12 protein-coding genes and 1 pseudogene are annotated in these 15,068 nt (G+C 39.5%); 9 read left to right on the forward strand and 4 right to left on the reverse strand.

Translation table 11 applies throughout. The annotated features are described in order from the left end of the window. The first annotated feature begins 199 nt into the window (after positions 1-199). The 4 genes from E0E36_RS14775 (at position 200) to E0E36_RS14790 (ending at position 3,446) form a co-directional block, all read left to right on the forward strand. The gene (locus E0E36_RS14775; protein ID WP_165446997.1) at positions 200-1,378 is read left to right on the forward strand and encodes a sensor histidine kinase; all 1,179 of its coding nucleotides are present in this window, start codon (positions 200-202) and stop codon (positions 1,376-1,378) included. Continuing rightward, entirely contained in the window at positions 1,375-2,142 is a 768-nt protein-coding gene (locus tag E0E36_RS14780; RefSeq protein ID WP_130856573.1) for a LytR/AlgR family response regulator transcription factor, read from the forward strand. The genes E0E36_RS14775 and E0E36_RS14780 overlap by 4 nt, the downstream gene beginning before the upstream one ends. Positions 2,143-2,318: 176 nt before the next feature. Continuing rightward, positions 2,319-2,720, forward strand: a complete 402-nt coding sequence (locus E0E36_RS14785) for a hypothetical protein (protein ID WP_130856574.1) — start codon at positions 2,319-2,321, stop codon at positions 2,718-2,720. Positions 2,721-2,954: 234 nt separating this feature from the next. Beyond that, positions 2,955-3,446, forward strand: coding sequence for a cupin domain-containing protein (locus E0E36_RS14790; RefSeq protein WP_165446998.1), 492 nt, complete (start codon positions 2,955-2,957; stop codon positions 3,444-3,446). An 11-nt stretch (positions 3,447-3,457) separates the two neighbouring features. Here E0E36_RS14790 and E0E36_RS14795 read toward each other — a convergent pair whose 3' ends face one another. The 3 genes and pseudogenes from E0E36_RS14795 to E0E36_RS14810 form a co-directional block, all read right to left on the reverse strand. Then, positions 3,458-4,006, reverse strand: a complete 549-nt coding sequence (locus E0E36_RS14795; protein WP_242627230.1) for a hypothetical protein — start codon at positions 4,004-4,006, stop codon at positions 3,458-3,460. 536 nt (positions 4,007-4,542) lie between these two features. After that, positions 4,543-5,085 carry a P-loop nucleotide/nucleoside kinase family protein gene (locus E0E36_RS14800; protein WP_130856576.1) on the reverse strand — a complete coding sequence of 181 codons (543 nt, stop codon included), beginning with the start codon at positions 5,083-5,085 and terminating at the stop codon, positions 4,543-4,545. A 477-nt stretch (positions 5,086-5,562) separates the two neighbouring features. Continuing rightward, positions 5,563-6,069 (reverse strand): annotated as a pseudogene (locus E0E36_RS14810) (O-acetyl-ADP-ribose deacetylase). A gap of 230 nt (positions 6,070-6,299) precedes the next feature. Here E0E36_RS14810 and E0E36_RS27790 point away from each other — a divergent pair. Continuing rightward, on the forward strand, positions 6,300-6,473 hold the full coding sequence (locus E0E36_RS27790) for a hypothetical protein (protein ID WP_157622304.1): 174 nt from the start codon (positions 6,300-6,302) through the stop codon (positions 6,471-6,473). Between the two features lie 17 nt (positions 6,474-6,490). Here E0E36_RS27790 and E0E36_RS14820 read toward each other — a convergent pair whose 3' ends face one another. Further along, on the reverse strand, positions 6,491-7,846 hold the full coding sequence (locus tag E0E36_RS14820; protein ID WP_130856577.1) for an arylsulfatase B: 1,356 nt from the start codon (positions 7,844-7,846) through the stop codon (positions 6,491-6,493). Between the two features lie 396 nt (positions 7,847-8,242). Here E0E36_RS14820 and E0E36_RS14825 point away from each other — a divergent pair, with 396 nt between their 5' ends. The 4 genes from E0E36_RS14825 (at position 8,243) to E0E36_RS14840 (ending at position 15,057) form a co-directional block, all read left to right on the forward strand. Further along, positions 8,243-8,830: an RNA polymerase sigma-70 factor gene (locus E0E36_RS14825; RefSeq protein ID WP_130856578.1), complete on the forward strand. Its 588-nt coding sequence runs from the start codon at positions 8,243-8,245 to the stop codon at positions 8,828-8,830. A gap of 62 nt (positions 8,831-8,892) precedes the next feature. After that, positions 8,893-9,831 (forward strand): FecR family protein, encoded by a 939-nt coding sequence (locus E0E36_RS14830; RefSeq protein ID WP_130856579.1) that lies wholly within the window; start codon positions 8,893-8,895, stop codon positions 9,829-9,831. 256 nt (positions 9,832-10,087) lie between these two features. Continuing rightward, positions 10,088-13,570 carry a SusC/RagA family TonB-linked outer membrane protein gene (locus E0E36_RS14835; protein WP_130856580.1) on the forward strand — a complete coding sequence of 1,161 codons (3,483 nt, stop codon included), beginning with the start codon at positions 10,088-10,090 and terminating at the stop codon, positions 13,568-13,570. 38 nt (positions 13,571-13,608) lie between these two features. Further along, positions 13,609-15,057 carry a RagB/SusD family nutrient uptake outer membrane protein gene (locus E0E36_RS14840; protein ID WP_130856581.1) on the forward strand — a complete coding sequence of 483 codons (1,449 nt, stop codon included), beginning with the start codon at positions 13,609-13,611 and terminating at the stop codon, positions 15,055-15,057. The last annotated feature ends 11 nt before the right edge of the window (positions 15,058-15,068 follow it).

A 15,068-nucleotide genomic window follows, 5' to 3' on the forward strand; every position in this document is an offset into this window, starting at 1 on the left:
ATAGCAATCGGGGGCCTTTCGGTCTGTTTCGATTTCTCCTGATTATTGTAGTAGTAAACAAAAGGTAAGCAGACCTTTAAAGGCATCTATCAAGATCAACGCTCAGTATTTCGCTTTAATAAAGCTGAAAGTCATTTCAATACACTATTCAGACACTTCAATTCATTGCATTTAAAAATTTGTTCAAAAGATGCTTGCTTTGCGAAATATATTTCAACAAGACAATCGTTTTATTCAAGAAGTAAATGGTAATTTGGTTTTCTGTCTTTTAAAAATGATGCGCAATCAAGAAGAAACAGTTCATGTAAAAGGAAAAAGTAAGGCAAAGCGGTTTATTCTGGTTGCGTTTACTTTTATTTGTTCATATGTAACTTCGTTCACTATATTTCCCTATGCCTATTGGAAAAGTTATTTCGGCATGCCAATTTTCTCGCTCGTCATTGACGTGTTGATCAATTTAGTATTTTGTTTGGTAATCGTAGAGTTAAGTCTCTTTATCGATCACATATTAAATAAGAAAATATCATGGATAACTCATCCTATAAGGCGCTTACTGGTCCAAACACTATTACACATCTTAGGCACCCTGTTCCTCATCATATGTTTGGTTTTTCTTTATTATGTGTTTGGTAAACAAAATACTAATCAGTCACCTTATGTAGGCCTAAGAGAAGGGTTATATACGGTTATCGCGGTCATACTGTGGGCGCTAATGGTCAGCGGTTTAAACACAGGATATTATTTACTTGTCAATTGGAAGACAGCCACAATGACGGCCGCAGCCTATAAAATAAAAGCTGCAGAGCACAAACAACTAGCAGCTGAGATTGAGCTGCAAGCCTTAAAGTTACAACTTGATCCACATTTTGTATTCAATAACCTGAGCGTGCTTTCAGAATTAATACTAAAAGACCAACAGTTAGGGTACGCCTATACGGAAAATTTTACAAAAGTTTATCGGTATCTATTGGTCAACTCGAAAAAGAAGTTAGTTCCTTTGTCCGAAGAACTTAAATTTCTAGATGCCTATCTCTTTCTTATTCACAATCGCATGGGGAGTGGGAGCGTCTTTCAGATCAATATTGATGAATCGAAGCTTAACATGTTGATTCCACCTATCACACTTCAAATCTTCATCGAAAATGCACTAAAGTATAATCGTACAGAGGAGGAAGATCCCTTGGTCGTCCATATTTATTCCAATGACCAGGACGAGTTGGTGGTATCCAATTCCCTATTGCCTTTGATAAAAAAGCCTCATTCTACAGGCATAGGTTTAAAAAATATCATCAGTCGCTATGCGCTATTGAGCGACAGAGTGCCCTCTGTGGAGCAAAGCGATAAAACTTTTACGGTAAAAGTACCCCTTATCACATGAAGCATACAATAAGAAAAATATTGATCCTCGAGGATGAAAAGCTAAATGCCGAACGAATCCAACGGTTAATGCGCAAAATAAGACCACAAATCGAGATTGTCAATGTCTTGCCCAGCGTTAAAAAGACCGTGGATTGGCTTGCCGACAACGATAATCCTGATTTGATTATCATGGATATTCAACTGGCAGATGGCCTAAGTTTTGAGATTTTTAACCTAACAGACGTGAAATGCCCGGTCATATTTACAACAGCGTACGACGAATATGCAGTTAAGGCATTCAAATATAATAGTGTGGATTATCTGCTCAAACCTATAGAAAAGGATGAGTTGGAAGCTGCCATTCTAAAATTTGAAAACACCGTACAGCAGCCATACCAGCAGTATGCATTAATCGAAGGGTTACTTAACCATATCCAGCCGAAAGTATACCGCGCACGTTTTCTTCTTCCATATCGTGATGGTTATAGGAAGATTCAAGTCGAGGACATTGCTTTTTTTTATGCGCATATGAACGTCAGTTTTGCCAATCTAATGAACGGAGAAAGAGTGGTAGTTCCGCAGACCCTGGAAACATTGGAGCAGGAACTGGATCCGAGGTTTTTTTTTAGGGCGAACCGCCAATACATCATTCACGTCAACTCCATTGAAAAGGTCTATAATTTTTTCAATGGCAAATTAAAGCTTCACATAAAAGACAGTACAGACGAGGTTATCGTAAGTAGAACCAAAGCTCCTTTATTTAAATCGTGGTTAGATTATTAACTAACGATTTCTCCATCGGCTAAGTTACTCCTCGAGGTATCGTTGCGCTTTTACAGTTTGCTGTGTCAATCCGCCACTCTATGCTAAACTTTAATCACTTCACCAAAAAAGTAACCGTTCTCGATGGAGAGGAGGTTTACTTTTGTGCCTTAAGATTAACACAAAATTTAAGAAAAATGAAAAAAGCAATTTTAAGCGTCTTTTTGGGATTCTTCTTTTTTAACATGTCGTATGCACAAAAGTATTTCGGAAAAACCTACACGGCTACAAAAAATGTCGATGAGTTTTATGATCCTGCCGATGTTGAAAAGGAATACACGGTTATGGGGAAAACTGAGCTTGCAAAAGGTTTTCGCTCATTGGAAAAAACACAGCAGAAAATTATCGACTTGGCAAAAGAAAAAGGAGCTGATGGTATCATTTTTTCGATTGAAGAAGAGGTTCTTGGAACCTCCAGTTCAACTGGTGGTAGCGTAAATGAAAAAAAGAAGAACAAAACAACCGTTGTTGGAAGTAGTACCACTATGGATTTAAAAGAAAAGAAAATCAGGGCAACCTTTATAAAATACAAAGAATGATTTGCTGCAACAAAGCCGTTTAGAAAACGGCTTTGTTGTTCTCCGATATAAGGTCGATGAACAGTATGTTGTTTAAGTTGCGAACAATAGGCTTTAGTGGTTCTACCGGAACGGTAGTTACAATAGAAAATGAAATGATGATTATAAGGAAGTGGAAGCCGGTGAGACTTATGATTTTCGTCGAAAAAAGTATTTTTACACCAACATTAGCATATTACTAAAATTAAGATGAGCATGAATTCGACACAAGCAGATTACTGGATAAATCATTTAAGATTAAAACCACACCCAGAAGGAGGATATTACAATGAAGTCTTCCGCTCGGAGCAGCAAGTAACAAGGAAGGGAGAAAGTCAACTAAAAAATTCGTGCACTTCCATCCATTACCTGCTACAAAATGCTGATTTTTCCAGTTTTCATAAACTTCAATCAGACGAAATATGGTACTTTCATGTGGGTTCCCCACTTCACATTCATATCCTCAGACCAGATGGCCAATATGAAAGGAAGGAACTCTCCATTAATGAGACAGGGTCATTATCTGTAATCATCGAAGCTGGGGCATGGTTTGCTGCGGAAATTCCCACCCGCCGCGGTTTTTCTCTTTCAAGCTGCGTGGTTGCTCCAGGTTTTGAATTCTCAGAATTCGAGCTTGGAGAAAAAGATAAGTTAATTGACAGGTATCCTGCTCATACAGAAATTATTGATAGACTTTGTCTAAAATGATTTTCATAAAGTTAATTACCATTGTAAGGAGCCGAAAACTTTCCATCAGTTACGGTTATGTATTCATCACCGCCGGATAGCCTTAATTTTCCCGAAAAGGTTCCTTTTACGCCCCAATCTGTCAAGCTTGTGATGTTAAGTGTAAATTCGGTACCCGTGCTTCTGCCGCCACTATATACAGTGGTCCAAGTCTTTCCATCCTTAGCATGCTGTATATAGTACTGACCATCCAGCTCTGGAGTGCTTCCACCAGCTACCGAATAGGTCTTTTCTTCTGCGCCCTCCGGTAAAACCAAATCAATACCAAAACCGGGAGATGTCGCTGTATTCTCTTCTTCCCAGCCGCTAATTACCACAAAATGTATGGTTTCTTCAGCGGGTTTATCATTGGCATTTGCATGATAGTTAAAACGATGTTCTTTACCATTTAGCTTACAAATCAAGTATTTCTCTGCAGAATCACCAATATCGCCATCGCTTTTATTACAGGCGGACAGTCCAGCAAGTATAAATAGTGTGCATATTATAATGGAGAAGTTCGTTATTTTGTTTGTTTTCATGAAAATACAATTTGGATCCTTTGACTTAGCCCAAAAATAGTTTCTAATAAAAGTAGACGCAATCAATAAAAGCCAGCCTAAGATGAGCCTCGTACATAGATTAATATAAAGCGCAAATCTAAAGCGCAAATCTAAAGAGACATTCTTATTAGATACAATACCCGTAAATAAGTATTTTTAACTAACTATAAATAAGTACTAGATTGATTATAAGTTGATCCATAACAGATATAAAGGCCATGGTAAAACTCACGATTGCCAAAAAGGCAAAAGCAAAATGTTGCTACCAACATAAAAATTTACTTACTAACAGAACAACAGCTATTAAATGAGGTGAACAAAGAATTAGCAATTTTTGAAGGTAGTGATTAAATAAAAGCCTCGATTTTTTTCGGAGCTGTTGTTTGTTATTCTCTAACCTTTCCAACGTCTCGTCGTTGAGCTAATCGGTTCACCTGTTTCAAGTAACGATCGTTACAACTATAACGAACTAACGGAAAAATTAACCAACGGAAGTTCCATACCAAAAGTTTTGCCTAATTTACGGTATTGGAGATTATTTCAAATTGGTTCTCTTGGTCAGGCATTTGAAAGGTGCTCAGATATTTATTTAGGATTGACGTTGTAATTGGAAACGCTGCATTGGCCTCAAATCTTTTATTTCTACTTTTCAGTCTAGCCTTTATCGTTGAAATAGGAGTATTCATGTAAATAAGAAACCATTTTCCGTTGTTATTTTCTACTATTTGTTTAAAGCTATCACGCTTTGCTTTTTGCCAGAAGCTAAAGTCGACAACTACGTTTCGCTTGGATTTCAAGAGTTCTAAAAATTTGACAAACAATGCTTTGTCAGCTGAATCTTGCAGTTTTTCATATTCTTCTTCGGCATAATCTATTCCAAATTTCCCATAGTTATTCCAAATCTCTTCGTCAATGGATAACCTATGAAAATTATAACCCTCTAGCTTCTTTGCGAATGTCGTTTTTCCCGAGCCTGACAGTCCGCACATTAAAACAACTTTTGGCTCATGTTTACAGTTTAGAATGATATTGATTACTTCACTTTCTGTAACTATCATCTTTAACTCCTATTCGATACAATATTCATTATAATGGACACATTTTAATATGTTGCCGGCTCCTCACAAATAAGCCGGCGTCTTTCTTATAAAATTCTAGTCAAAATTAACCAAATCTAACAGAAGATCAGCTTAAATAACTGTTGAGGTTGAGCGGATATCACGCTTTGACTGCCGTTTTTTAAAATAGCCCTCCATTAAAACCAATACCTATTCATCTCGTTTAAGAATCTATTGTCTTCAATAGGATATTTAGAACTCAAAACAGCATCTATCCCACATTTCGGACAGATCGCGGTTTCGCCGTTAATATCATTGATCCATTCGAAAATCTCAGATGGAGGGTATGTCTTTTTACAATAAAAACAGCCACATAATTTGCTGCTTAATATTTCTTGTCTATGCGAAGAACTGCCTTTGTGCGCAATTTTTAAATAACTGATATGATAAGTCTCTTTCATTGATTTCTTTGGAAAGTTATATCAGCTCCTCATAAATCCAATAATTCTCCTCATCATAACATACAAACGTTACTTTAATCTCTGCGCTACTGAAGTTGAGAAATTCCTTGACGGTATCAATTGCGATTTCGGCAGCCCGATCTTTGGGAAATCGATAGACACCTGTACTAATATTCGGAAAAGCGATCGACTGGAGCTGATGTTCAACCGCTAATGCCAAACTGCTTCTGTAAGCTGAGGCGAGCAGCGCTTCTTCATTGTTTTTGCCCCCATTCCAAGTTGGACCTACTGTATGAATCACAAATTTCGCCGGGAGATTACCACCCGTAGTGATAACGGCTTCGCCCACCATACAGCCTCCTTATTTTGCACGGATGCGCTGGCATTCTTCCAATATCGCTGGGCCACCCGCACGATGGATAGCTCCGTCAACGCCACCACCACCGAGCAAGGATGAATTAGCCGCGTTTACAATGGCATCCACCTCAAGTTTTGTAATATCTCCTTTTAAAAGCTCTATCATATATATACAAAGGTGCTATTATTTTGTATACTTAATTATTTATTAAAGAAGTCCTTTTTGTAGTAAACCATTTTCTTTTTAAAAAGTTGATATATTTCTATGAAGAAGCCTTCATCAACTCTTCATAAGTAATCTCTCCTAAGGTAGATCTTTGCAGCGCTACCGCTAAAGTATTTACCCTGTTATGGCGCTCTCGGCAATAGTGCAAATATGCAAAGCAAGCTCGAAAGATGGATATGAAATATGACTTTGACGAAAGCCGAATCCGTATTGAATATGCTAGTTCGATCGGAAAACTCGAACAAGAGGCCAGATTAAATAGGGTAGGACTATGGCATGACCATAATCCCATTGCACCGTGGAAATGGCGTAAGCCGAAAACAGTAGTTGGTAATCCTAATTAAACAAAGCGACATGGATCTTATTCTTTTACACCCCACTCTTTTGGTGCTACAAATCCCTTTCTGCCCTGCCCATAGGGAGGAACTTGTTTCGAACTTTTGATCGAATTATACATTTCTAATTTTGTTTTTAAATCTTTATAAATAGCGGTTTCTGTATCTTTTAAATCTTTTATTTCCCCTATATCTCGGGATATATTAAATAAAACATCCTTTTGTAATTTCATTCTTGAGTTGTTACCAGCTTCTATTAATTTCCAATTACTGTTTACCAGCGCTCCCTCCCCAAGGTAAAAATCTCGCTGTATGCCTGATTTGCTTCCATTTAATACCGGGTATATGCTTATTCCGTCCAGCGGGTTCTCGGGTGCTTCTGTAATTCCGGCTATATCCAGCAAGGTTGGTAAAACGTCTACATACCCGGTTACGTGCTCCATAGTCTTTCCTCCTTTTAACTTTGCAGGCCATTTTATAATGGCCGGTGCCCTTACGCCGCCTTCCCATTCGGTAAATTTAGACCCTTTCAGTTCTCCGGATGACCCGGGAGAATCCGGGGCATACCCGTTGTCACTAAAGAAAAGAACGATGGTGTTATCTTCTATGTTCAATGTTTTCAATATTTCTAAGACCTTCCCAATGTTCCCATCTAAACTCCTGACCATGGCTGCATAAGTTTGCTTTTTAAGATCGTCTTCTCCGCGAGGTTTTAATAGGCCTTCTTCTTTTGCTTGAAACGGCCCATGAGGCGCATTAAAAGCCAAGTACATAAAGAATGGGTTTTCCTCCTGACTGTACTGCCTAATCCTTTTTACCGCCTCATCCGCAAGTAAGTCTGTCGCGTAACCTTCATCATAGCTTGAATTAAAATCATTATGCCAATCTAATTCGCCCTCTCGTTTATGCGTAAAATAATCGATCGCTCCATTTAAATGACCATAGAAATGGGTGAAGCCCCTATGTAAGGGATGATATTTTAAGGAGGCATGTCCCAGATGCCATTTTCCGATAATTGCCCTGTTCTTATAACCTGCTTTAGCCAGATATTCGGGCAAAAAGGTCTCGTCAGTGTTCACGCCAAATTTAGACCAGGGTGGAATAACGGTTTCTCTTAAACCAAACCTGTCCGGATAACGACCGGTCATCAGTCCGGCACGGGTAGGAGAGCAGACTGCCGCCGTATAGAATCGGTTTAAGCGAATTCCGTCTTTTGCTAACTGATCGATTACAGGGGTTTTGATGGTGCCGCCCAGATATCCTAAATCTCCCCATCCCAGATCATCTGCCAGAATAATTAGAATATTAGGTTTTTTCGATTGCGCCATAAGCAGGATGACGTGCATGCATAGCAATACGATTAGTAATGTTATTCTTTTCATATGATCTGACTTAAGCAAATACTATTTCAGTTTTCCTTCTTTATCTACTTTAAAAGTAGAGAAAAGTGGAATGAATTGCTAATTTTAAATAAGAGGAAAAACCGATGAGGAGGCTGCAGAAATCGAGGAGGTATCCGTTGACTTCATTCAAGTCCGTGCAGATTTAGCAAAGAAGAACTGAACAAAATTCCATTAATAGATAAAAAGCCATCTCCTTTACTATCTGCAAGTCGTTTTCGATGGCCTGTATCAACAATAATCGATATTAAAATGTAAAAAAAGAAAACAGATTTGTTGCTTTTATAAGGCAATTAAATTAAATTCGTGTCAACTAACCGATAAAAACCCCGTTAAACTGACTAAAAGATATGTTTTTAAAAGAAATATTCCATTTTTATGTCAGTAAACAAGAAAATGTCGGACATCGATATCTTCCTAAAACTAAAATCGGGCAATACTAAAGCTTTCGAGCTGATTTATCATAAATATTGGTCCGCACTTTTTGATCAAGCCTATAAAAGATTTGCTGACGAAGAAATTGTTAAAGAATTCATACAGGAATTGTTTACAGAATTGTGGCAGAATAGAGAGGTAATACAAATTCATACCTCCCTTTCGTCATATTTACACCAGGCCTTAAAATTTAAAATATACAACTACTACAAATCACAGCAGGTACAAGACCGTTATAGACAATTCATCTATAAGCATCATGGGCCCCATTCAACAAACAATTTAACAGAAGAGCGGATAAATTACATCGACCTACATCAAGCCTTAAAAAAAAGTATTGAAAAATTACCTAATCAAACCAGGCGTGCCTATAAATTAAAGCAGGAAGGCGGGTTAACCTATCCTGAAATTGCTGCTGTTCTAAAAATATCAACCAGTACTGTAGAAAAACATATTATCAAAGCACTTAAAGTAATCAGGAAGGAGCTTAAACACTTCATTTGGCTATTATTTACCATCTTGTTAAAATAATCGAAAAAAAAGTAGAGGTACTATGCCTGTTAAATTTACTATTAATTGTATTTACATCCCGAATGGATCAAAATAACATACATAGAGCAGAAGAAAACCAGATGTCCCGGCGTTTTGAAGCTTGGTATAATGCAGCAGATCACTGTAAAGCATATACCGAAACACTTTCTGCACAAACAAAGCAAGCGCTTGGCAATGATATGTTATTCCAGATCAAAACACGCGCAAATATATCGTCGCCGAAGAAGTATAAACCTTCGAATCAAATGCTTTGGTGTGCCGCTACTGTTATTTTATTATTTGCGGTCTTTGTATTCTTACAAAAAGGTCCTACCATAACATATACAACAGGCTATGGCGAGATCAAAATGATTCATTTACCCGACGGATCGCAAGTAAAATTAAATGGCCATTCCCGTTTATATTATCGTAAAAGAAATTTTAACGCCCACCGGGAAGTTTGGTTAAATGGTGAGGCAAGCTTTGTTGTTGTACATAAGCAAAACAATCAACGGTTTAGCGTACATGTATCCGACAGCACCTCTATTGAGGTCCTAGGCACAGAATTCAATGTGCAAAATAGAAACCAAACTTTGATAGCATTACGCGAAGGTAAAATCAATTTTCGATGTATTAGTAAACAAGACAGTTATAAAATCGAGATGCAACCGGGGCAGCATTTTATGCTGGCTAAAAACAGTCGTGATTATCAGCTGAAAAACGATGTTGCCATCGATGTGTTTTTTCTTTGGCAAAAGCACAAGCTATTACTTAGCAACAGCACACTTAACGAAGTGATTTCCGTATTAAAAGCAACTCAAGGTGTAGAAATCGTCCTAAAAGATGACAGGTTACTAAAGAGAGATGCTTCAGGATCTATGCCCTTAAATGTGGATATTGAAGAGATGATTTCTAACATTGCATTATTATACGATCTGGATATTAAGAGAAAGAATAATCGATTCTTATTTCAGTCTAAGCAACACATTACACACCAATAGGAGTCGATAAAAGCCATCATTATTGCAAAAAGCTACACGCATTTTTGTGCGTAACGGCTCTTTATTGTCTTTTTTTAACATTCAAACCCACAAACATGAGATCATTACTAATCAACATCATTATGCGCTGCTAAGCCAATCGTCTACTTAGCAACAGAACAGGTAAGATTGACCTTGTACTACCCAAATCAGTAATATCTATTTCTGGTTAATGAAACCGTTTTGCCTTTTAACAAACAATCCTAAAACAATTATTATGGCTCGTAAAATTCTAAAAATCATATGTCTAACAATGGTATTGAGTGTGTTTATGCCTCCAAAGCTCATAAAATTGATGGCAGCTAGTTCTGAATCCTTCAGCCCTTCTTTTCAAACGGTGAGTCTCGAGGAGGCTTTAAAAAAGCTGGAAGAAAAGTTCCATGTCTCCATTGCATATCGTAGCGGATTATTAAAAAATAATCAGATCGATATGTCCGTACTTCAGCATGCATCCACTATCGAAGCAGCCTTATCGAGCGCATTAGCAGACCGAAAGCTAAGCTTCAAGAAGAACAATGATCGGTTTTTCGTCATTATCGAAAAAAATATACCGAGCGAGATAGCTGCCGCACAATCAAAGCCGGTAAATGTACAACAGCGAAGCGTACGTGGTGTAGTGACAGACGAGCAGGGGCAACCCATTCCATTTGCAGCAGTGAAAATAAAGGGCACTACCTTGGTAACGAGTACAAACGAAAAAGGCCAATTTGTTATTAATAATTTACCCCCTGATGCAATTTTAATCATTACCTATATGGGATACAGACCAACGGAAGTGCCTGTGTCCGGTAAAGCCGAGGTAAACCTACAAATGGAACCGGTAGCTGCGGAGTTAAATGAGGTAGTGGTAGTAGGTTACGGTGTACAGCGAAAAGAAGAATTTACAGGTTCTGCAACCCGCATAGGAGGAGAAAAACTGGCCGATCAACCCGTTCAAAGTTTCGACCAGGCATTGGCCGGCAGGGCATCGGGTGTCAATATAGCGCAACCTAATGGTGTATTAAACAATGCTCCCGTTATCCGTATCAGAGGTGTTAACTCCATTTCTCAAAGTTCTTATCCACTTATTGTGGTGGATGGAATTCCGATCAATGCAGGAGAAAGTGTCTCATCGAATGCCAATGTTACTAATAACCCTTTAGGAGATATCAATCCGGCGGATATCGAATCGGTTAATATATTAAAAGATGCGGCCTCCACTTCCATTTATGGTTCCAGAGGTGCCGCAGGTGTCATGATCATTACCACTAAAAGAGGTAAAACCGGCAAGGCACGCGTAAATTATGAGGGATGGACGGGCATATCCAACCCGGTAAGACTGCCAACAATGCTTAATGCTGCTCAATTTATGGAGATAAAAAACGAAGCTGTACTGAATTCAAAGATTTTAAGTGGGAACGCTGATAACGACAATGTCGCGAGTGCGTATTTCTTCCCCACTTATAAGGAGGATGGATCATTAGTGGACACACGCTGGTATGATGAAACTTATCGCACCGGTTTTTCCCATAATCATAGTCTTAATGTGACCGGGGGTTCAGAGGATACCAAATATTTCTTTTCTACCAATTACTCAGATCAAAAAGGCTTTATCCGAAATAACGAATTTGACAGAATTGGCGTGCGTTTCAATGTAGATCATAATTTAACGAACTGGTTAAAACTAACAGGAGGAGCTAATTATACGCGCAGTAATAATCAATCTCCCAACACGGGATCACTCCGGGGAAACGCTTTCTTACTCACCGGTATTGCTCGTTTAGCTTGGCTAACGGCTCCCAATGTTAGTCCGTATAATCCCGATGGCACTTACAATATAGCTAGCAGTACCAATTCGATGGGGATGGGAAACAATACAGTAGTTAGTAATTTCTATAATCCTACCGCCTTATTGGGTTTGAACCGATACGATGCACAGAATGATCATATTATTGGAAATGTGGGAGCTACGGTAACCTTGTTGAAAGGCTTAGATTTCAAAACAAGTTATGCATTGGATTGGACTAAAGTGGAAAACAAAACATTCGAAAGTGCCCTACACGGACCAGGTTTTACCCCTCAAGGTAATGCTGTCAACACAATTAACAATATCAACACCTGGAATTGGAGCAATACGATGTCCTTCAGGAGAGCTTTTGGTCAGCACAACCTTTCCTTATTAGGTGGCTATGAAGTGCAGCATTTTTATTTCAATCGATGGGGTGCTACCCGTACACAGGTATCCGATGAGTATTATGAAAATTTTGAGGGAAGCTATGGACGTATTATACCCTTTGGAAGTATGCTAGATGCCGAATCTTCGTTGATCTCTTATATTTCGAGGATAAACTATGATTTCGACAAGCGTTATTTTTTAACGATCAACTTCCGAAGAGATGGTAATTCCATACTCGGAGAAAAAACAAAATTCGGAAATTTCGGCGGGGCTTCCATTGGCTGGACACTTTCAGAGGAGAATTTCTATAAAGGGTCTTCTCTAGCGGAAACCTTAAACAGTATAAAATTGCGTGGTAGTTGGGGGCGGGTAGGAAATGCCAATAATCCAAACAAGTTTGCCTCGCTCAATCTTTATGAATCGGCCCTGTATGGAGATGCGCCTATGTTGAACTACTATCAAGCCGGAAATAGCGGTTTGGAGTGGGAAACCAGTGATCAGACCAATATTGGGGCGGACTTAGGTTTTTTCAACGACCGTTTGCAAGTAGAAATGACTTATTTCTATAATAACGTAAATGGATTAATTCTCAATGCTCCGCAAACGCCGTCGAAAGGAATACCCAATAACGGCATTATGTTAAATGTTGGCTCTATGTACAATCGCGGATTTGAATTCACCTTCAATGCCCGTGTTTTAGAACAAAACGGTTTTACCTGGAATTCATCGTTTAACTTTACAACGATTAAAAACCGCGTTACAGCCCTAGCAGAAGGTAATGCCGACATCGTTGGCTCTACCAGTACGGCGGCAGAAGCCACTAATATTACCCGGGTTGGCTATTCCGTTGGAAGTTTATATGGAGCCAAAACGGATGGTGTAAATCCCGAAACAGGACAGCGTATTTTCATCAACCGCGCCGGCGAGCGGGTGCAATATAGTCATGCGGTGGCTGCGGGCGAAAGCAGATGGACCTATCTGGACGGTTCACCTGCTCAGGCAATTTCGGGCGCCGACTATTACCTGCTGGGAAATGCCCTTCCAACCTGGTATGGTGGGTTTGACAACACACTTCAGTATAAAAACTTTGACCTCAACTTAAGTTTTGTATATTCCGGTGGTAATTATATCCAAAATGGCACCAAAGCTACCCTTCGCGATCAGCGCTTCTGGAATAATTACACCGAAATCTATGATCGGTGGACAAGCCCGGGCCAGCAGACAGATATCCCGCGCCTCGTGTATGGCGATGTTATTTCAAACGGCTCATCTTATCCCATATCAGAAAATGTGGAAAAAGCAGATTTTCTCAGGTTGCAAACCGCGTCATTGGGCTATCGGCTTCCGACAAAACTGCTGGGCAAATCCGGCATTAGTTCGGTGCGTTTTTATGGTCAGGTGTTCAACGCATTCATCATTACAGGCTACAGTGGTTCAGACCCGGCACTTTCTTCCAATGGTAACGACAATTTAACGCCGGGCGTTGATAAAAATTCTGTACCACAGGCACGCACTTTCACACTGGGTGTCAATGTAGGCTTCTAGCAAGACTCATTTTAAAAAAAGCGATAAAATTATAGGTTATGAACAATAAAAAATATAAGACTTTAAAACAGGGTATTCAATCAATCATGATTACCGTGCTATGCTTTGTTTCTTGCAGCGAGAAGGAATACCTGCATCCGGATCCCACTACTTATATTCCGCAAGAACAAACATTTGACACCCCTGAACGTGTTCTGGCTTTGGTAAATGGATTATATCGGGGTATGAAAGACCAGCAATTTTATGGCGGTCGTTATTACATTTACTGCGAAGTACGAGGTGAAGAATATATTAATAGAACCGCCAATCTTTTTACGGCTTTTGATTCCTGGAATCATACCTTAAATGCCGGTTCCAACGAAGTGCAAAACCTCTGGGCTGCAGCATATCGTACCATTAATTTATGCAATGTTTTTTTACAGGGATTAGTTGACAATGCAGATAAAGTAGATCCCGAAGCAGCTACTGCATACGCTGCCGAAGCTAAATTTGTGCGGGCAGTTTCTTATTTCGCCCTGGTAACCCTATACGCAAGACCTTATATCGAGAACAATGGCAATGCGCCGGGTTTACCCTTACGTCTACTGGCCGAAACTTCCTCGGCCAACAATTCATTAGCCCGCAGTACAGTAGCCGAAGTATATGCACAAATACTAAAAGATCTCGATGAAGCCGAAACGGGCCTGCCGTTATCCTATGGTACGCCTCTACTCAATACCACGCGCGCTCACCGCAACACGGCCATTGCTTTCAAAACGCGTGTTTACCTTACGATGGGAAATTACAGTATGGTGATACAAGAAGCGCAGAAAATCGTTTCGGCCAATGCACCGTACCGAGCCGAAACAGGTGTTGCCCATGCGCTACAAGACGACGCTACTATTCCTTTTTTATCAAATAATTATACCACAACAGAGTCTATCTTTAGTATGCCCATGACTGATTTAGATTCTACCACCGGTCAATCGTCCATAGGATACAATCTCAATACCTCGCCAGGAAATTCGGAGTATAATTTAAACCCACTGGGCATCATTGCTGACACGGAGTGGCGCGAAAACGATCAATGCCGACTGTTCATTACCGGTGGAGCTACCAAGTATCTCAAAAAATACAGCAAGCCTTCTCCATTTTTAGATTATATTCCTGTGATCCGATACGCCGAAGTGTTACTTAATTATGCCGAGGCGGCAGCGCATGTGGAAGATCTTGATAAAGCACGCGATCTGCTGACATATGTTAGAAACCGAGCTGATGCATCTTATCAGTTCCCAACAAGTGCCATCAATAATGTAGACGCTCTGATCCAAACGATTTTACATGAACGCCGAATTGAGTTTTTAGGCGAAGGATTGCGTTCTAATGATCTGTTGCGTACTTTGCAGACTATTCCTGCAAAGGGCACTGCTCCAGCTGTTTCACCAACAGAAGAAGCCTATATTTTTCCCTTGCCCAATTCAGAACTATTAACTAACAAAGATTTATAAACAAGAAGAAC

This window comes from Olivibacter jilunii, from assembly GCF_900607235.1.
Classification (GTDB): Bacteria; Bacteroidota; Bacteroidia; order Sphingobacteriales; family Sphingobacteriaceae; genus Olivibacter; species Olivibacter oleidegradans.